Origin of the sequence: Acidisphaera sp. S103 (genome assembly GCF_009765975.1) — a bacterium.
Taxonomy (GTDB): Bacteria; Pseudomonadota; Alphaproteobacteria; order Acetobacterales; family Acetobacteraceae; genus Rhodopila.
Genome location: NZ_LMUJ01000013.1, coordinates 22,915 through 40,721 on the forward strand (window position 1 = coordinate 22,915; position 17,807 = coordinate 40,721).

15 protein-coding genes are annotated in these 17,807 nt (G+C 65.0%); 8 read left to right on the forward strand and 7 right to left on the reverse strand.

Going from position 1 to position 17,807, the window contains the following annotated elements; all coding sequences use genetic code 11:
* Window positions 1-8: 8 nt before the first annotated feature.
* Window positions 9-764, reverse strand: a complete 756-nt coding sequence (locus tag GSQ89_RS00780; protein ID WP_158921019.1) for an SDR family NAD(P)-dependent oxidoreductase — start codon at window positions 762-764, stop codon at window positions 9-11.
* A gap of 432 nt (window positions 765-1,196) precedes the next feature.
* Between GSQ89_RS00780 and GSQ89_RS00785 the strand changes: the two genes are divergently transcribed.
* Complete coding sequence (locus GSQ89_RS00785; RefSeq protein WP_158921021.1) at window positions 1,197-2,213, forward strand: C-terminal binding protein; 1,017 nt, start codon at window positions 1,197-1,199, stop codon at window positions 2,211-2,213.
* Between the two features lie 273 nt (window positions 2,214-2,486).
* Window positions 2,487-3,794: an IS4 family transposase gene (locus GSQ89_RS00790; RefSeq protein ID WP_158921023.1), complete on the forward strand. Its 1,308-nt coding sequence runs from the start codon at window positions 2,487-2,489 to the stop codon at window positions 3,792-3,794.
* Window positions 3,795-3,983: 189 nt separating this feature from the next.
* Here GSQ89_RS00790 and smc read toward each other — a convergent pair whose 3' ends face one another.
* Genes smc through GSQ89_RS00805 form a run of 3 tightly spaced genes read right to left on the reverse strand, consistent with a single transcriptional unit; the run spans window position 3,984 to window position 8,611 of the window.
* A complete protein-coding gene (gene smc / locus GSQ89_RS00795; RefSeq protein WP_158921025.1) occupies window positions 3,984-7,454 on the reverse strand; it encodes a chromosome segregation protein SMC in 3,471 nt (1,156 codons plus the stop codon).
* Between the two features lie 18 nt (window positions 7,455-7,472).
* The gene (locus GSQ89_RS00800; protein WP_158921027.1) at window positions 7,473-8,084 is read right to left on the reverse strand and encodes a thioredoxin domain-containing protein; all 612 of its coding nucleotides are present in this window, start codon (window positions 8,082-8,084) and stop codon (window positions 7,473-7,475) included.
* A gap of 20 nt (window positions 8,085-8,104) precedes the next feature.
* Window positions 8,105-8,611 (reverse strand): DUF721 domain-containing protein, encoded by a 507-nt coding sequence (locus GSQ89_RS00805; protein WP_254073020.1) that lies wholly within the window; start codon window positions 8,609-8,611, stop codon window positions 8,105-8,107.
* On the opposite strand from GSQ89_RS00805, the gene mutY reads away from it, so the two are divergent.
* On the forward strand, window positions 8,595-9,644 hold the full coding sequence (gene mutY, locus GSQ89_RS00810) for an A/G-specific adenine glycosylase (protein WP_158921029.1): 1,050 nt from the start codon (window positions 8,595-8,597) through the stop codon (window positions 9,642-9,644). The two genes, GSQ89_RS00805 and mutY, sit on opposite strands and share 17 nt — an antisense overlap.
* A gap of 82 nt (window positions 9,645-9,726) precedes the next feature.
* Here the strand turns inward: mutY and GSQ89_RS00815 are convergent, their stop codons facing one another.
* Window positions 9,727-10,950 carry a hypothetical protein gene (locus GSQ89_RS00815; protein ID WP_158921031.1) on the reverse strand — a complete coding sequence of 408 codons (1,224 nt, stop codon included), beginning with the start codon at window positions 10,948-10,950 and terminating at the stop codon, window positions 9,727-9,729.
* A 65-nt stretch (window positions 10,951-11,015) separates the two neighbouring features.
* Window positions 11,016-11,204, reverse strand: coding sequence for a hypothetical protein (locus GSQ89_RS00820; RefSeq protein ID WP_158921033.1), 189 nt, complete (start codon window positions 11,202-11,204; stop codon window positions 11,016-11,018).
* Between the two features lie 364 nt (window positions 11,205-11,568).
* Here GSQ89_RS00820 and GSQ89_RS00825 point away from each other — a divergent pair, with 364 nt between their 5' ends.
* The 3 genes from GSQ89_RS00825 to GSQ89_RS00835 all read left to right on the forward strand — a co-directional run bounded on the left by GSQ89_RS00825 (window position 11,569) and on the right by GSQ89_RS00835 (window position 13,493).
* The gene (locus tag GSQ89_RS00825; RefSeq protein ID WP_158921035.1) at window positions 11,569-12,129 is read left to right on the forward strand and encodes a thioredoxin; all 561 of its coding nucleotides are present in this window, start codon (window positions 11,569-11,571) and stop codon (window positions 12,127-12,129) included.
* A 70-nt stretch (window positions 12,130-12,199) separates the two neighbouring features.
* Window positions 12,200-12,586, forward strand: a complete 387-nt coding sequence (locus GSQ89_RS00830) for a VOC family protein (protein ID WP_158921037.1) — start codon at window positions 12,200-12,202, stop codon at window positions 12,584-12,586.
* Window positions 12,587-12,917: 331 nt separating this feature from the next.
* On the forward strand, window positions 12,918-13,493 hold the full coding sequence (locus GSQ89_RS00835) for a hypothetical protein (RefSeq protein WP_216855952.1): 576 nt from the start codon (window positions 12,918-12,920) through the stop codon (window positions 13,491-13,493).
* Between the two features lie 622 nt (window positions 13,494-14,115).
* On the opposite strand, the gene GSQ89_RS00840 is transcribed toward GSQ89_RS00835, so the two are convergent.
* Window positions 14,116-15,000: a hypothetical protein gene (locus tag GSQ89_RS00840; RefSeq protein WP_158921039.1), complete on the reverse strand. Its 885-nt coding sequence runs from the start codon at window positions 14,998-15,000 to the stop codon at window positions 14,116-14,118.
* Window positions 15,001-15,074: 74 nt separating this feature from the next.
* Between GSQ89_RS00840 and GSQ89_RS00845 the strand changes: the two genes are divergently transcribed.
* Together GSQ89_RS00845 and GSQ89_RS00850 are read left to right on the forward strand one after the other, a co-directional pair.
* Window positions 15,075-16,769, forward strand: a complete 1,695-nt coding sequence (locus tag GSQ89_RS00845; protein ID WP_158921041.1) for a dihydroxyacetone kinase family protein — start codon at window positions 15,075-15,077, stop codon at window positions 16,767-16,769.
* Window positions 16,770-16,903: 134 nt separating this feature from the next.
* On the forward strand, window positions 16,904-17,743 hold the full coding sequence (locus tag GSQ89_RS00850; RefSeq protein WP_158921043.1) for an LLM class F420-dependent oxidoreductase: 840 nt from the start codon (window positions 16,904-16,906) through the stop codon (window positions 17,741-17,743).
* The last annotated feature ends 64 nt before the right edge of the window (window positions 17,744-17,807 follow it).

The following is a 17,807-nucleotide window of genomic DNA, read 5'->3' on the forward strand; positions in this document are numbered from 1 at the left end:
CCGCCTTCTTAGATCACCAGCCCGCCATCCACATGGATCGCCTGGCCGGTGACATAGGATGCCGCCGGGGACGCCAGGAAGGCCACCACGACGGCGACTTCCTCCGGCAGCCCGACCCGACCAAGCGGAATGTGGGCGGTCTGGGTCGTCAGGCTGGTCGGGGCGATGGCCCGGTGGGCGCCGGCATCCTTGCGAATGAAACCAGGCACCACGGCGTTGACCGTGACGCCCGCCGGACCCAACTCGATCGCCAGGGCGCGGACCAGCGCTTCCTGCCCGGCCTTCGCGGCGGCGGAAGCGGGAAATGTCGTCAGGTTGGTGCGGAAGGCGTGCGCGACAAAGCTGGAAATCGCGATCACCCGTCCATCGGCGGCGGCGCGGAGATGCGGCAAAGCGGCGCTGGCGAGGCGGAAAAACGCGCCCTGGATCGCCTGGGTGGAGTCGGTCAGCGCCTGATCCGTCAGATCGGCGAGCGGGGTCCGGTCGGCAAAGCCGGCGTTGCTGACCAGGACGTCCAGGCGGCCGAAGCGGTCGATCGTCGTTGCCACCAGGTGGGCCGCCACCGTGGCGTCGGCGAGGTCACCCAACGCGACCTCGGCCAGGCCGCCGGCGTCGCGCACCTGTTGCGCCACAGTCTCGGCCGCCTCGCGGTTGCGGCGCGTGTGCACCAGGATGGCGGTGCCCGGACCGGCCATGACGCGGCAGATCGCCGCGCCGATGCCGCTGGCGGCGCCGGTAACCAGGATGGTGCGCGGCTGTGTCATCTGGTCATCACGCTTTGGTTCCAAAACCGCATGCTGTCAGCAGGCGCTGGTTCTCGATCAGCGCATCGAGCACCATGCTCCGCTGGAAGGCAAGCAGCCGCCCGCATGCTGGCATCGAGGCTTTCGACCAGCGGCAGGATGTCGGACAGAATCATCATGTCGGCATCGACCCAAAGAACCGATGAAGTGGTAAGATTGGACACGTAACGGCCAAGCGCGGCCTTATCGAGCCCATCAGTAAAAACAACTGGTCGAAGGCTCGGTCATTGGCGCCGGTAACGAAGCTGACCGATGCCATGGCAGGGTTTTTCCTGCTGGGGCGGATGTTAGGGAAACGTCCCGGTCATCGCCAGCGATCCGGGCGCCGCCCGGATTGCGTCGCGGCCGAGCCCGTTATAGGAGGACGGAACGACCTTGTAGGAAGCGACCGCCATGCCCAGCGCCACCGTCCTGTATTCGGAGAAATCCTACGCCGACGACAGCGTCGAACGTCGGATTTATGGGCCGGACGTCCGGGTCATCTTCCCCGCCACCGCATCGAATTCCCTCGCGGACCTGTCGGATGAGGACTGCGCCGCGGCCGAGGGCCTGATGATCCTGCGCTTCAAGGTCTTCGCCGAAGACCTGAAGCGGTTTCCCCGGCTGCGCGCGATCTGCCGGATGGGTGTCGGCTACGACAACCTGGACCGCGTCGCGGCGGCGGACCGCCAGATCATGATCCTGAACGTGCCCGATTACGGCACGACCGAGGTCGCCGACCACGCAATGGCCCTGGCCTTGTCGCTGCGTCGCGGGTTGCTGATGCATCATGAGACGCAGCGTGCCAGCCCGCCGGCGGCCTGGCGCTACATCGACGACCCGCTGCTGCGGCGGTCCTCGGTGCAGACATTCGGCATCGTCGGCATGGGGCGGATTGCCACCGCCGTCGCATTGCGTGCCAAGGCATTCGGCTTCCGCGTCGTGTTCTACGATCCGCATCTGCCCAACGGCGTCGAATTGGGCCTCGGCGTGCAACGAGCAGCCACGCTGGAAGAGTTGCTGCACCAAACCGATACGCTGTCGGTACACACGCCGCTGACGCGGGAGACGCGCGGACTGCTGGGCCTGAAGGAATTGTCGCTGCTGCCCAAGGGCGCCGTGGTGGTGAACACGGCGCGTGGGCCGATCGTCGATATCGATGCGGCGGCGACGCTGCTGAAAAGCGGTCACCTGGCCGGCGTCGGACTGGACGTTGTGCCGGTGGAACCACCGGTCGAACCGGTTCCCGAACTAATACGTGCCTACCGGGCGCGAGAAGATTGGACGCTGGGACGGCTGATTATCACGCCACACTCGGCATTCTACACACCGCAGGCGTGGGACGACATCCGCAGCAAATCGGCCGAGACGATGCGCGCCGCGCTACTGGGGCCACGAGCCCAGAACGTTATTCCGCCGGAAAGCGACTGATACCAATCGCCATTGACGTGGACGCATCAACCTCGTCACGGCCCGGCTGATTCGTCACGGCTCGGCGAAATTCGCCATGGCCCGGACTTCGCCCTAGGCCATGCTGGGATGTAATTTCGTTGCCGGATTGAGCGAAAAACGGCTTGCCCGACGCGGCGGGGGTACGATTCGCTGGCTTGCGGCAACCGGGAAGGCAGTAACCGCGATGGGTGACAATCTTGGGACATTCGGGGATCTGCGGCTCGACAAAAGGGGGGCCTCATTCTCGAACAGATGCGGTCGTCGAAAACCGTGTGCCTGCACCGGCTGGGCAAGACCCGGGGCGATGAGCTGGGAGCCGGTAGCTTCTTCAACAACAAAAAGGTGACGGCCGGGAGGATCGTGGAGAGCTGGAGCCAGCAGACCCGCGCCGCGGTAACGGGCCGCCACGTGCTGGCGATCCAGGACACGACGGAGGTTCACTTCGCCACCAAGCCGAAGCGGCGGCGTGGTCTGGGCCGATGCGGGCACGGCAACGCCTATGGCGTGCTGGCGCATGTGATGATGGCGGTGGATGCCGACAGCGAGGCCTGCCTCGGGCTGGTTGGCGGCCAGGTGTGGAACCGCAAGAGCACGGTGACGTCGCCGTTGCGCAAACGGGCGCTGGCGGATCGGGAATCGCGGCGTTGGACGGAAACAGCTGTTCAGGCGAAAGAGGTCCTGTCTGCCGCGGCGATGGTGACGGTGATCTCCGATCGCGAGGGCGACATCTATCCCACCTGGGGCCGGGTGCCGGGGGAGAACGTCCACGTCCTGAACCGGGTGATGAGTGATCGGCGCCTGGCCGGCGAGACGGATGCGACCCTGTATACGGTGGCTGACAGCTTTCCGGTTGCGAGCGGAGCCTTGATCGCATTGCGCGCCCGCTCGCCGGCACATGCGGCGCGTCAGGCGCGGCTGGAACTCCGCTTCGGCGCCGTGGAGATCGCCCGTCCGGTGAATGAAAAGGACCGCGATCTGCCGGCGCGTGCGAAACTATGGCTGGTGGATGTGCGCGAGGTCGATGCGCCCGAGGGCGTCGAACCGCTGCACTGGCGGCTGCTGACCACGCACGACGTAAGCGATATCGCCACGGCCTGGCGGATCGTGGATTGGTACCGGATGCGCTGGTGGATCGAGCAGTTGTTCCGGGTCTCGAAATCGCAGGGACTGGGGCTGGAGGAGAGCCAGCTGGGGACGGCGGATGGGCTGGTCAAGTTATCGGCAGCGGCGATGAAGGCCGCCTGCATCGACATGCAGTTGGTACAGGAACGCGACGGCGTGCACGGATTGGCTGCCTCGGTGGTGTTTACCGAGATGGATATTGTCACGATCACGGCGCTCAATCCGACCCTCGAAGGCAAAACGGTCAGACAACAGAACCCCCATCCGCCGCGCAGCCTCGCCTGGGCAGCCTGGGTGATCGCGCGGCTTGGCAGCTGGCATTGTTATGGCAAGCCGCCTGGCCCGATCACCTTCCACCGCGGAATAGAAAAATTCCACGCCATCCATGAAGGATTCTCGCTCTATGCAAATCTGCAACGAGAAGTGAGAATCCCTTAGGGCGAAGTCCGGGCCATGACGAAAAGACTGTCGCCGGGCCATGACGAATCAGCGGGGCCGTGACGAAAAGACCGTTGCCCGACCGTGACGAATCAGCCGGGCTATGGCGAAGCAACTGACGCTGAGCCGTGACGAACTGCGGTCCGTTCGCCATCGGCAGGCCAAGAGTCGGCCTCAACGGTTGTGGTGTTACTCCGCGGCCATCCGCGGCGAGTCGATCAGGTCGTTCGCCGCCGTCAGGTCGACCGATAGCAGCCGTGACACGCCACGTTCCTGCATCGTCACCCCGTACAGCCGGTCCATCCGCGCCATGGTCAGCGGATGGTGGGTCACCACCAGGAAGCGGGTCCCGGTGTCGCGCACCATATCTTCCAGCAGGGTGCAGAACCGTTCCACGTTGGCGTCGTCCAGCGGGGCGTCGACCTCGTCCAGCACGCAGACCGGGGCGGGATTGCAGCGGAACACCGCGAAGATCAGCGACAGTGCGGTCAGCGCCTGCTCGCCGCCCGACAGCAGGGACAATGTCGCCAGTTTTTTTCCGGGCGGCTGGGCGTAGATCTCCAGCCCCGCCTCCAGCGGGTCGTCCGACCCGACCAGCGCCAAGTGCGCCCGGCCGCCGCCGAACATCCGGGAGAACAGTTGCTGGAAATTCTTGTCGACTTCCTGGAAGACCTCGGTCAGCCGCTCGCGTCCCTCGCGGTTCAGGTGGCCGATCGACCCCCGTAGTTTGGCGATCGCTGTCGTCAGTTCTTCCCGTTCGGTTTCGATCGTGCCGATCTGCTTTTCGACGTCCTCGGCTTCCTGTTCGGCGCGCAGGTTGACTGGGCCCATCTCCTCGCGCTCTTTCAACTGCCGTTCCAATCGCCGGCGGGCCTTGTCTTCGGCATCCTGGCTGAGGTCGGACGGTGGGTCGGGCAGGGCCGGGTTGGCGCCCAGCCGTTCCAGGATGCGTTCGGCGACGGTGCCCCAGGCGTGGTTGGCCTGCTGCACGCCGCCTTCCGCTCGGACCGAATCCTCCCGCCGGCCAGCCAACGCGGCTTCGGTCGCCCGGGCCGCGCGATCCATCTCCGACGCGTGGTTCAACGCGACCGACAGAGCCTCCGCCGCGCGGCGATGCGCCGCTTCGGCCGCCGACAGGGCGTCCAACGCCTCGGCCCGCCGAACCGCGATTGCCGCCGGCCTGGCTTCCAGGGCTTTCAGCGTGTCTTCCGCCTCGGTCTGGCGCGCGGCCAGGTCGGTGACACGGTCGGCGGCGTCTTTGGACCGTTCCGTCCAGCCGGCGCGTTCGGCGACGATCACGCGCCGGCGGTTGGTCCGGGTGGTGTGGTCGCGCGCCAGCGAATCGCGGTCCCCGCGCGCCGCGTTCTCTCGCGACCGGGCCGCCGACAGCGCCGCACGCGCCTGATCGACGGCGGCGCGGAGGGCACCGATATCCGGCAGGGCGGTCGCCGACTCGCGCACCTGCGCCAGGGCTGCCAGTGCCTCATCCCGTTCGACCGTGATCCGGGCCAGTTGGTCGTCCGCCGCGGCCAGCCGGGACGTCGCCGTGGCGGCCTGGTTGCGCAGGCTGGTCAGGCTGCTGCGCGCCCGTTCCAGCTTTTGCTCCCAGTCCCGCCGGCTGTTGCGCGACGTCTGTTCCGCCGTTACCGCCGCTTGGGATGCGGTTTCGGCCGCGGACCGAGCCGCACGGGCCGAGGCCGCGTCCTGTTCCGCTGAAGCCAGCCGGTTGCGCAGGCCCACCAGCCGGTTGCGCTGCTGCAAGCGCACCGTCGCCTGGGTCGGTGTGCCCGCCCGAATGGAATACCCATCCCACCGCCAAATCGCCCCCGCTCGGGAGACCAGCGACTGCCCCGGCAGCAATTTGGACTGGTTGTCAAAACCTTCCTGGTCGGTTTCGACGAGACCAATCTGCGATAATGCCCGGGCCAACGCCGGTGGCCCCTGAACCGACTCGGCCAATGGAGCAGCCCCCGTCGGCAGCCCTGGTGCAGGATCGAATGCCGGCAGCTCCCGCCAGTGCCGTGCCGCGCCCGGATTCAGCGCCGAGGTCAGTTCTTCCCCCAGCACCGCGCCCAACGCCGCTTCCAAACCGGCCGCGACAGTCAGAGAATCGATCATCGGCGGCCAACGTTCGCCGTCCTTCACCGCCAGCACTTCCGCCAGCGCTTGTGCTTCCGCCGCCAGCCTGGCGCGGGCGGAATCCGCGGCGGCTTGCTTATCCCGGGCCGAGGCCAGGGCGGCGGCTGTCGTGCCACGAACCTGTTCCGCCTGCTCGACTGCCGTACGTGCCGCCGTTACGGCCGCTTCCGCCTCGGCGGTGTCGGTCGCGGCCCGAGTCACCACTGCCGGATCGACCTGTTGCGCGGCAACCCGTTCGCGTTCCTGGCCCACGGTACGGGACTGCTCATTCAGACGATTCGCGCGGTGTTCGGCCTGCGCCAGAAGCTGTGTCGCCGCCTGGGCGCGCGCATTTGCCTCGGCCGCGGCTTCGGTCGCGCGATTGGCCTCGGCTTCCGTGGTTTTGACTGTGTCGGATGCCGCGATTGATGCGGCTTCCGCCGCCGCGGCGCGTTCGTCATGGCCTGAATCGGCCTCGGCCAGAGCAGTTTCCTCCGCCGCCAGCCGCTGGTCCGCCGCCGCCGCGTCGCGCTGCAACTGTTCGGCGTGGGTCAGGTCGCGCCGCAACTGCTCGATCCGCCGCTGCGCTTCCCCCAGGGCGACCCTGGCCTGCTGTTCCTCGCCGGCGATCTGCTCCTGCGACACGCGATGGCGTTCCAACACCGTGCGGGCGTCGGCTTCGGTTTCCCGCAGCGGGGGCAGGGCGGCGGTCGCTTCGGCGGCTTGTGCGGTCGCGTGAGTCGCCGCATCCGTCGCTGCCGCCACGGCCGCTTCCGCCGCGTGCAGCGCCGCCGCCGCCTGATCGCGGATCAGCACCACGCGGGCGCGCTGCAATGACAGCAGTTCAGCCTCCGCCGCCCGGATTCCGCCCGAGATGTTGCGATAGCGGCTGGCCTGCCGAGCCTGGCGCTTCAAATTGCCGAGTTGGCTTTCCAACTGCGCCCGCAAATCCTCGGCACGCGCCAGGTTGGCCTCGGCGGCACGCAATTTCAGCTCCGCCTCATGCCGCCTGGCATGCAACCCGGTGATATTGGCGGCTTCTTCCAGCAACTGACGGCGGTCTTCCGGCTTGGCACCCACCAGCGCGCCGACGCGCCCCTGGCTGACCATCGCCGAGGCGCGCGACCCCGACGCCAAATCAGCGAACAGCGTCTGCACGTCGCGGGCACGCGCGTCCTTGCCGTTGATCCGGTAGGCCGATCCGCTGCCGCGCTCGATTCGCCGCACGATCTCCAGTTCCGGCTGTTCGTGGAACGGCGGGGGGGCTCGGCCTTCCGCTTCGTCCAGGAAGACGGTGACTTCGGCGATGTTCCGGGATGCGCGGCCGGCGGTGCCGGCGAAGATGACATCTTCCATCTCGCCGCCACGCAGGTTGCGGGCGCTGCTTTCGCCCATGGCCCAGCGCAGTGCCTCCACGACATTGGACTTACCGCAGCCGTTGGGTCCGACGATACCGGTCAGTCCAGGCAGGATCTCCACGCTCGTCGGTTCAGCGAAACTCTTGAACCCGGAGATGCGAAGACGGCGAAAACTGACCGGCAATGATGACTCCTGTCGGGGTTAAGCGGGAATCAGCTTGCGAAACGCGTCGTAGCTCATTTCACCCGCATATTTCTGGTTGTTGATCACGAAGCTCGGAGTCGAGTCGATCTTCCACTTGTCGGTGTCGGACTTCTGCTGGGCGATGATCCAGTCGCGCAGGCTGGTATCGTCGATCGCCTTGTCGAATGTCGCGCGGCTCATGCCCGCGAGGCCGGCGACCTTCCAGATCTCGTCCGCGGGGTTGACGTCGCGGCTGAAGGCCCAGCGGTCCTGGCTGGAGAACAGCGCCAGGATGAACGGTTCATACCGATCTATCGGCAGATAGCGGGCGACCATGGCGGCGGTCAGGGCGACCTGGTCCAGCGGGTAGTCGTGGAACACCCACTTCACCGTGCCCGTGTCGATCAGGTTCTTCTTGATGTCGGGGTACGTCTCATGCGCGAAGGCGGCGCAATGGGTGCAGGTCAGGGAGAAATACTCGCCTACCGTCACCTTGGCGTCGGGCTTGCCGACGAAGCGTTCGGCCCTGGGGTCGTCATCGGCGCGCGCGGGGCTGCTGCGCAGCGCGATGGCGCCGAGGGTGATACTGGCAGGTACCACAGTTAGTAGCGAACGGCGGAAAAACGTCATGGAAACCTCTATATCTGGTATTACAGCTTCTTCAAGAGTCGTGTCGAGTGTTTGCTTCGGCCAATCACCACCCGGCCCAGGGCGGCAAGGGCCGATTTCAGGTCGCCGTCCGCCAGGTCGGCCACCGCTGCCTCCGCTTCCAGGATGGCCTCTGGCGGTGACGGACGGATCGGCGGCGCCTTACGCGGCATGCCGGCCTGGGTGAACTTCAGCGAATGGACCGGCTGACCGCCCAGATGCGTGTTGATCCGGTTGATCACCTCGATCCCCATGTAGTGCAGGTCCATCGCCGCCGGGCCGGCACAGGCAATGGTCAGGACGCCCCGGTCGAGCCGGCGCGGCACCGTCATCGAGGCCACCTTGGGTCCGACTATAATCTCCCAATCCGCCAGAATCTGTGCCGATGCCGGATTATGTTTTCGAAATGTCTGCCGCGTGATCTGCGGCACCAGACTGCCCAGCGGGCGCGGGCCATAGACGTGGCGATCCGGTCCGGTCATATCCGTGCGCGTGTCGTCGTCCGCCATCGCCTCTGCCCGTGAGCTGTTACGTTGGTACGACCGCCACCGGCGACGGCTGCCGTGGCGGGCGGAGCCTGGCGAGACCCCCGACCCATACCGCGTCTGGCTGAGCGAGATCATGCTGCAGCAGACGACCGTCACCGCGGTCATACCTTATTATGAGCGGTTCGTAAGCCGCTTCCCGTCCGTGCAGGCGCTGGCGGCGGCGCCGCTGGATACGGTGCTGTCGGCCTGGGCCGGGCTTGGGTATTACGCGCGCGCTCGCAACCTGCATGCGTGTGCGCAGGTGGTGGCCGGGGCGGGCGGGTTTCCGGCCGATCTGGTGGGGTTGCAGGCGCTGCCGGGGATCGGCGCCTATACCGCCGCGGCGATCGGGGCGATCGCGTTCGGCATCCCGGCGGTGCCGGTGGACGGCAACGTGGAACGCGTCGTGTCGCGGGTGTTCGCGATCGAGGACCCTCTGCCGGCCGCCAAACCCGCGATGCGCGATGGCGCGGCCCGGTTGGGGGACGACCCGGTGGCCCGCGCTCGGCCGAGCGATTTTGCGCAGGCGCTGTTTGATTTGGGGGCGGGGGTTTGCACGCCGGCTGCGCCGGGGTGTGCGGTGTGCCCGTGGATGGAGCCGTGTGCCGCTCGGCGTTTGGGTATCCAGGCTTCGCTGCCGCGGAAGTCGCCGAAGAAGGACCGGCCGGTGCGCTATGGCGTGCATTTCTGGCTGACCGACGACTCCGGGTCGGTGCTGCTGCGGACGCGGCCGTATAAGGGGCTGCTGGGGGGGATGACCGAGTTGCCGGGGACGCAATGGCGGGACACCCCATGGACGGTGGAGGACGCCCTGCCCGACGCGCCGATGACGGTGGCGTGGCGTCCGGCCGGCCAGGTGCGCCACGGGTTCACCCATTTCGAACTGGTGCTGGACTTGCTGGCTGCGCATGTGCCGGTAGTCCAGGGGGAGGGGTTCGCGTGGCGGCTGGACGCGCTGGATGGGGTGGCACTTCCTTCGGTGATGCGGAAATGCGTGCGGATGGTTGGTGGGTGAGGGGTTGGGGCGGGGATTGTCGAGCGTGCCCGATCTGCGTTGCATAATTGTGCAAATAACGTTCCCCATTCCATGGAAACGCTCATTTGAGAATGTCAATCAGCCTCTCCAGAAGATGCGGAACATTATTCCCGAAGTACCATGCACTAAATCCGACGCCTATAAGGTAAGGAAGCTTCTTCCCGACTGCCTTACCTCCTTCTTCCACCATACCATTTATGAACACGTTGGCCTGCTTCAGCGCCCAAGAACCAAGCTTCGTGGTGATTTGCGAGATGCCATGCCAAGCTGCCTCGACGACTGAATGATCGGAACCTGACGATACCGCCAGCCGCATCTCTTCGATGGCCTGAAGCGTGCTAACCTGCCCCTCACTCGTTATTGGCAGTTCGTCCTCGGGCGGCCGATTGTGGCCAATGCCACCATGCTCGGGCGAGAATTTTCTAACGTCGGCCTCTAGTGCGTCCAAAGTGGCGATCAAAGCAGGCAGGACCTCAGCATGTGTAGACGCACTTTCCGAAATCTCTGGTCTTCTCTCCCACAGGCCCTCAAAGAGGGCCGCAACTTCTTCGATCACGTTTGAGGCAACGGCCGGACGGAACACTTTTGTCAATAGTTCTGTAGCTCGACCGCCATTGAAGAAGGTGCCTTGGCCGAATCCTGCGATACGCGGTTGGTTGGGGGCAAAAGTGCCGAGCATGCTGGTATTAAGGACGGCCGATGGCAGTGCGAGGCCGCTAAATCCGAAGTAAGTTCCGGTTGCAGGTACGTGTGTCGCCAGAAACCAAGCCAGCATGGTTTCCTTCTGTATACTAGATGACTGACTTCGCAGGTCGGTGAGCGTGATCCCGTTTGGGAATCGTGGGGTAAAAATCAGTGTAGGATCTGAAGACTCAGTGATAGGTATCCGTTGGTTCTCTGCTGTCGAATGACGCCTTCGCGGCCGCATTAAGTCCTTCTCTTCGTGCTCGCGATATACATCGACGTCGTTGATTCGAAACCAGTGGGTTGCCGTGTTCTCAAGTTCTCCAGCGATCTTATTCAGCAATTCGTTGCTTAAGATGTGAGAAAATCTCGCAGTGATAACATCCAACGCGTCAACGGGCTCTTCATCCGAATTTGCAAATGCATCAGGCGCTTCTTCATACTCGTTCGATAGCCAATATTGGTGATTTATGAGAAGCCTGTGGTCTTCAGGTGCGACATAGCGAGCCCGGAACCACGTGAGCAGTACGCGCCTTTGCTCCTCCGCATCCAGGTCGCGAACCTCGGCGTCATCCAAACCATCGTCGTTGGCGTGCGACATCTGCTTGCAACCTCGAAATCGTCGCCTAGCTGACGTTGTAGCTGCGGACGACGCTGCGTTGTGGCTTACCTTCCTCGATCCGCTTGCAGACCTCCTTCTGCTGGTGCAGCGATCCGGATCGGCTTGCGATCGAACTTCACACCCTTGGCTTTCGCATCGGACCGGCCGCGCGTAATGCGTGCCATGACCCGGTGACGTTCAAGTTTGGCAGCAATCCCGAGCATGGCAAGCACCACTTTCGCGAAATCAGACATGGTATCGAGACCGGCTCGGCGATCGAACGTAGATCCGCTCCGGCGCGTTGCGCATCGCGGGCGATCACCAGAAGGTCGGCCGTGTCGCGTGATGGGTGATCAGTGACGGGAATGATAACCAGGTCGCTGGCGTCGAGCTTGGCCATTTGTGCGTCACCCGGCCGCGCACGACCAACCTCCAGTAACACCATAACTGGTGAACATTCGCCGCCATTCAGCACCCATGGCCGACGAAGTCCAGAGCCTCCCTTGACTCAGCCCGAGCATCGCCAGACGACACCCTGAACAGCCTCCATTCAGGACCGAACCACCAAGCGTCCCGTCCCACATACAAACCAACCCAACCACCCAACCAGGACCCCCAATGACCCAACCCCCATGGCACGCCGACCCCCTGACCTGGGGCCACGGCCCCCGCGTCTTCGAGACCTTCCTCGAACCCACCTGCCCGTTCTCCGTCCGAGCGTTCGGCAAACTCGACGACCTGCTGGCCCACGCCGGGCCGGACCGGATCACCATCAAGATCCGCCTCCAATCCCAACCCTGGCACATGTATTCCGGCGTCATCGTCCGCTGCATCATCGCCGCGTCCACCCTCCCCACCGGCAAGGCAGCGGCGAAATCCGTCATGGCCGCCGTCGCCGCCCACCGCGAGGAGTTCGAGTTCGCCCACCACGCCGGCGGCCCCAACATGGACGCCACCCCCAACGACATCATTGCCCGCATCGAACGCTACAGCGGCATCGAACTCGCGCCGGCCTTCGCCATCCCCGACCTCGACCGCGAGATCAAATTTCACTGCAAATACGCCCGCCAGAACGGCATCCACGTATCGCCGACCTTCATGATCGACGGCCTGGTGCACCCCAATATCAGCAGCGGAGACTCCGTCGCCGACTGGTCGGCGCATCTGCTGAAGGACTGAACCCCGCTCTTTTCCCGGCCGGCAAACCGTGGTCTGCTCACCCCCGCATCTTTGCAGGGGAGAAAACGCAATGTTCAGTCACGTCGCGATCGGCAGCAACGACATCGCCCGATCGAGGAAGTTCTACGACGCTCTGTTCGCCGCGGTCGGCGGCAAGCCGGGCAGGGACGATCCCCAGGGCCGGTTGCTGTACCTGCACAACGGCGGTGTCTTGTTGATCACCAAGCCCATCGACGGCCAGGCGGCGACCCATGCCAACGGCGGCACCATCGGCTTCGCGGCGGCAAGTCCGGAGCAAGCCAAGGCCTGGCACGATGCCGGGGCCGCGAACGGCGGCACGTCGATCGAGGACCCACCCGGCGTCCGCCAGGGCGGCGGCGGCGCCATGTATCTCGCCTACCTGCGTGATCCCGACGGCAACAAACTGTGCGTGATGCATCGCATGCCGGCGGCCTGACCGCCTCGGGCTGGTCAGCGGCAGGACCGGCAGTTGATCGGTGGCGCAAGAAGCCGGGAGATTGTGGCGACACGCTCCCGGACAACAATGATGTTGCAGGCTCTGCCGGGGATCGGTGCTTACGCCGCCGCGGCGATCGCGTTCGGCATCCCGGGGGCGCCGGTGGAGGAAGCCCTGATCGACGCGCCGATGACGGTGGCGTGAGGGGGATTTTTGACGTCCAAATGGGGGACTGAGTGTTGGATTCCGACCGGGGGGCCGCCATCCCGATTGCGTAAGGCACGGAATGATCGGTAGGCTTAGCGGACGCACCCTTATTGCAGGAAATCCGATGTCCCTCGATCCGAACCGGCTGATCCTGACCGGCGAAAACCCCTTCATCCGCCTGAGCGACACCGATGGCGGCGCGATCACCACCAACGCGAGTTTCTGGCGCATCCTGGTCTCGCCCGCTGGCCCTGGTCACGTGCTGTACCTGAAGAGCGATCTGACCCAGGACCGGTGGAAGATCTACGCCGACAACATCGCCATGGCGCGCTGGCTGCAGAAGACCGTCCAGGGCATGCTCAACGACGAACTGGCGGATACTTCGATTCCGGTGACCGAGGCGGTGTTCGACAAGTCGGGCGATGCGCGCGATTTCTGGACCGAACGGGCCGTCTCGCACGATGAGGAGGTCACGCTGACCTGGTATGACATCGGTGAGCCGCTGCTGATCCACACCGAGCCGGGTCCGCCGCCGGCCCGCAAATACGGTGTTTGCACGGTGCTGATCCCGGCGCTCGGGGCACGCTTGACGGTCAACGGGGTTCAGGCGAAGGGCCGCCCGTTTCCGACGCAGCGCGAGGGCCGGCCGTTCAGCACGTGCGCCCTGGCGTTCTCCGAGAGCTGGACCGAGACGCGCTGATACGTTCGGTGGTGGCGGTTGGGACTTGTTGCTGGGAGCGAGCTTTGTTGGTGCGCGGCCCGTTTCTCGATAGAACCTTTTAACACACGTAGGTTGGAGGCTGCGGAGGGACGGCGCCGCGTCGAAATTTAAGATTGCGGGTTTACGGGAAGGTATGACCGTAATGAAGACAAACCAATCGGTCTCTTGGCTGCTGCCTACAGACTTCTTCGTATCCGGTTATGGCAGCGGCCGTTGACGTTGACACATCGGCCTTGTCTTGGGCCAGCGAAGTCTGGGCCACCTGATCCAGAACCTTACTGGGGCGGACTGACGCCGGGCCATGGCGAATCACACAACGAATCAAGAGTCGACGGCAACGCCGGCTGGTATTGGACGAATGGCAGAACCGTCTTCCTGCTCCGTAAGCACTCAAGCGTTCGGACAAAAGTCACGAAAATAAAGAAATTCGGGCTAGAGCGTTTTGTTTGATCGCATGATTCACGCGCTCTGGACGTTCCGCCCAGCGCGATCATGCTCTAATCCGAAGATGTGACCGTAATGTAGCGGTGATGCCCTACCGTCATCGATGATGCGTGGAATGTCCGGATTTTCCGGCGCGTCGACACATCGATGCGCCGGGCTACAATCCCAGCCAGCGCCGCAGCCGAGACAATCGACGGGCGCCTGGTTCGGCTGGTGGGAGCGTCTGAAAAGCCGGCTGATTCAGGGCCAGATAATCCATTCCGGATGGTGCGCGCTGCGTCTGAATTCCAGTGGGCCAGACATCAAGCGCGGCACGACAGACTGCTTCCCATCCAATAGGGTTATAATCGAGACGACCCTCCACCGGCGCGAAGTGGTCGATGTATCCAACAATCAGGTTGGGTGTCTTTCTGACCGCGGTGAATGGCAGGCGCCCCTCGGCGGCGTGCTGCACGTAGCACAGGACACCGTTGCCGAGGCGACCGATCGCATCGGCCAGAGCACATTGCATGCCGTCATCGACGATGTGGTCATATGTCCGGTAGACAAACAATTTCTCACCCAGCGCCAAGTCATGGAGCAACTTATCCCTGAGAAATCCCATGCTTTTGGCGAGTGCCGCTTTTGCCTGCGCGGCCGGAACCTTATCTTGTTCCATGCCGGAGTGATCCATGTACATGCCATAGGTCGTCTGGGTGTATCCCCAATCCGACCCGGTAAGCGCGCGCAATTCAAGGGCGGCTTCGTCCTCGACCCCTGCGAATCCGGCTTCCAGACCACGCAGCAGGTTGTCAGGACTGATGCTTGCCCATCGCAGCAAGCCCAGCGGCTCCAGGTGAAGTGAACGCTGCCAATAGCCGAACTCGCAGCCAAAGCTCCATCCGTTCAGGTTAAGGCTGCCCCCGCCCAAACTCTCGAATTGTTCGGCAATCGTTTTGGCGGAGGTAATCATCGATATTCGATTATCTATCGTGCAACGAAAAAACGCAACGTCCTGGGCATGACGTATCCCATCTTGTCCCACCGGCACGGGTCGTGTCATTGGCGTGGCCGAAAGCCGGATGGGCCAGCAAAGGACGTTGCCAGTCCCCGGCCGGCAAGCGGGAGAACCGAGACATGAAAAAGCTGATCAACGATCCGCGCCACGTGGTGCGGGACATGCTGGAAGGGCTTGCGGACCTGTATCCGGGCCTGGCCCTGCTCGACGCAGAGGACGTGATCGTGCGATCCGATCTTCCACCGCCGCCAGCGCGTCCGGTCGCGGTGCTGTCCGGCGGTGGCAGCGGCCATGAACCGGCCCATGCCGGCTATGTCGGGGCCGGCATGCTGAGCGCGGCGATTGCCGGGGACGTGTTCACCTCGCCCAGCGTGGATGCCGTGCTGGCGGCGATCCGAGCGGCTGGGGGGCCGGCGGGCGCGGTGCTGATCGTCAAGAACTATACGGGCGACCGGCTGAATTTCGGCCTCGCGGCGGAACTGGCAACGGCTGACGGCATACCGACCCGGGTTGTCGTGGTGGCCGACGACGTTGCCCTGCACGACACGGTCGAACCGTCTCGCCGCCGTGGCATCGCGGGCACCGTGCTGGTGCATAAGGTGGCCGGTGCGGCGGCGGCGGCCGGCCTGGCATTGGACGCGGTGGTCGCCGAGGCGAATTTGGCCGCTTCGGCGCTCGGCACGATGGGGGTCGCGCTCGGCGCGTGCATCGTGCCGGCCGCCGGAAAGCCCGGCTTCTCGCTCGGCGACGATGAGATGGAGCTTGGCCTTGGCATCCATGGCGAGCAGGGGGTGCGCCGCGTGCCGCTGCAGGCGGCGGATGCCGTGGTGGATACCATCATCGCTACGCTGATCGCCCAGATGGGCCTGCAAACGGAGCGTGTTGCGCTGCTGGTGAACGGCCTGGGCGGCACGCCGCCCATGGAACTGGCGATCGTCGCTCGCCGTGCGCTTGCCGTCCTGCGGAGCCGCGGTATCCGTGTGGAGCGCGCCTGGGCTGGGAACTTCATGACGGCGCTGGAAATGCCGGGATGTTCGCTGAGTCTGATGGTGGTGGACGATGCGCGGTTGAAACGGCTTGATGTCCCGGTCGACGCTCCGGCGTGGCCGGGCGGCGGGCGCGTCGGTCAGCGTCGTGTTGTCGCTTCCGCGGTCAGCGATCCGGCTGTCGAAGCTCCGGCGGATGCGGTGAACGGAGCCGCCGGAAATGGCGTGCGGCGTGCGGCGCTGGCCGCCGCGAGCGCATTGGAGCGGGAAGAAGCGGCCCTGACGGATCTGGATAGCCGAGCCGGCGACGGCGACCTGGGCATCAGCATGGTGCGTGGTGCGACGGCCATTCGCGCGATGCCGGAGGCGGCCTGGCGGCAACCCGTTACGGCCCTGACGGCGATGGCCAACGTCGTGCGGCGCGCGATCGCGGGAAGCTCGGGGCCATTTTACGCGACTGCGCTGTTGCGGGCCGCGCGTGAACTCGGGTCCGGGCCGGTGACGGCCGAGGCGTGGGCACGCGCCTTTGCCGGCGCCGTTGCCAGCGTGGGCGCGTTGGGTGGGGCGAAACGCGGTGATCGGTCCATGCTGGACGCGTTGGAGCCGGCGCATGAGGCGTTCAGTGCGGCCGTGGCGGAGGGGGCGACGTTACCGGAAAGCTGGAAGCGCGCGCTCGCGGCGGCCGAGGAAGGAACGGCGGCGACGGCGGCCATGCACCCGCGGGTTGGTCGGGCTGCTTATCTCGGAGATCGCGCGATCGGTGCCCCGGATGCGGGTGCGACGGCCGTGGTGGTGTGGATGCGGGGCATTGCGGCGGCGTTCGACTAGGCCGGGACCCGTCGCAGCCGGCGGGCCGATTGCCTATTCCGGGTTCTCGCGCTCATAGTGTCGGCAGGCCCGGGCGTTCGCTCGTTTTTCCGGATGGTCACGCTCAATCACGTCAACAATGAAGGCAGAAGTCCATGGAATTTGGTGCATCGATCTTCTTCACCGACTACTCGATTTCCCCGACCGAACTCGCCGTCGCGCTGGAGGAGCGCGGGTTCGATTCACTGTGGGTGGCGGAGCATTCGCACATCCCGGTGCCTCGGCGCACGCCGCCGCCGGGCGGTGGCGAACTGGCGAAGCGCTATTACGACGTGATGGATCCGTTCGTTACGCTGGGCGCAGCGTCCGCGGTGACCAAGACGCTGAAGCTGGCGACTGGAATCTGCCTGGTGATCCAGCGGGATACGATCCAGACGGCGAAGTCGGTTGCCTCGATCGATCAGGTCAGCGGCGGGCGGTTCCTGTTCGGCATCGGCGGCGGTTGGAATGCCGAGGAGATCGAGGCCCACGGCACGGTGTTCGCCACCCGCATGCAGAAGATGCGGGAGCAGATCGAGGCGATGAAGGAGATCTGGACCAAAACGACGGCGGAATATGAGGGCCAGATCGTCAAGGTGCCGTCGATGCAGACCTGGCCGAAGCCGACGCACAAACCGTATCCGCCGATCCTTGTGGGTGGTGCGTTTCCGTGGGCGGCTCGGCGGGCGGTCCGTTACGGCGACGGCTGGTTCCCGAATGCGACCAGCGGCAATCCGGAAGACTACATGCCGGCGTTTCAGAAGATGGCGGCCGAAGCCGGGCGGGGTTCGTTGCCGGTGACGATCGGTGGCGCGCCGGAAGATGCCGGCAAACTGAAGCGGTTCCGCGAGTTGGGCGCGGTGCGGGTGAACGTCAGCCTGCCGGCCGAGGGGCGGGATCAGATCCTGCCGATCCTGGACCGTTGGGCGGCTCTGAGGGGTCAGGTGAACGCCTGAGGCATCCTCTATCGTCATGGCCCGGCGTGTCCGGGCCTACGCTTCCAGCACGTGCGGCGATAGA

What these genes read in the sequence shown, in the direction of transcription:
- GSQ89_RS00815 (WP_158921031.1), bottom strand. Translation starts at nt 10,950, where the DNA reads ATGTCGCACGCCAACGACGATGGTTTGGATGACGCCGAGGTTCGCGAC.
- GSQ89_RS00835 (WP_216855952.1), top strand. Translation starts at nt 12,918, where the DNA reads ATGTCCCTCGATCCGAACCGGCTGATCCTGACCGGCGAAAACCCCTTC.
- GSQ89_RS00850 (WP_158921043.1), top strand. Translation starts at nt 16,904, where the DNA reads ATGGAATTTGGTGCATCGATCTTCTTCACCGACTACTCGATTTCCCCG.
- GSQ89_RS00785 (WP_158921021.1), top strand. Translation starts at nt 1,197, where the DNA reads ATGCCCAGCGCCACCGTCCTGTATTCGGAGAAATCCTACGCCGACGAC.
- GSQ89_RS00805 (WP_254073020.1), bottom strand. Translation starts at nt 8,611, where the DNA reads ATGGCGGACGACGACACGCGCACGGATATGACCGGACCGGATCGCCAC.
- GSQ89_RS00790 (WP_158921023.1), top strand. Translation starts at nt 2,487, where the DNA reads ATGCGGTCGTCGAAAACCGTGTGCCTGCACCGGCTGGGCAAGACCCGG.
- GSQ89_RS00820 (WP_158921033.1), bottom strand. Translation starts at nt 11,204, where the DNA reads ATGTCTGATTTCGCGAAAGTGGTGCTTGCCATGCTCGGGATTGCTGCC.
- GSQ89_RS00840 (WP_158921039.1), bottom strand. Translation starts at nt 15,000, where the DNA reads ATGACACGACCCGTGCCGGTGGGACAAGATGGGATACGTCATGCCCAG.
- GSQ89_RS00845 (WP_158921041.1), top strand. Translation starts at nt 15,075, where the DNA reads ATGAAAAAGCTGATCAACGATCCGCGCCACGTGGTGCGGGACATGCTG.
- GSQ89_RS00825 (WP_158921035.1), top strand. Translation starts at nt 11,569, where the DNA reads ATGACCCAACCCCCATGGCACGCCGACCCCCTGACCTGGGGCCACGGC.
- GSQ89_RS00830 (WP_158921037.1), top strand. Translation starts at nt 12,200, where the DNA reads ATGTTCAGTCACGTCGCGATCGGCAGCAACGACATCGCCCGATCGAGG.
- GSQ89_RS00780 (WP_158921019.1), bottom strand. Translation starts at nt 764, where the DNA reads ATGACACAGCCGCGCACCATCCTGGTTACCGGCGCCGCCAGCGGCATC.
- GSQ89_RS00800 (WP_158921027.1), bottom strand. Translation starts at nt 8,084, where the DNA reads ATGACGTTTTTCCGCCGTTCGCTACTAACTGTGGTACCTGCCAGTATC.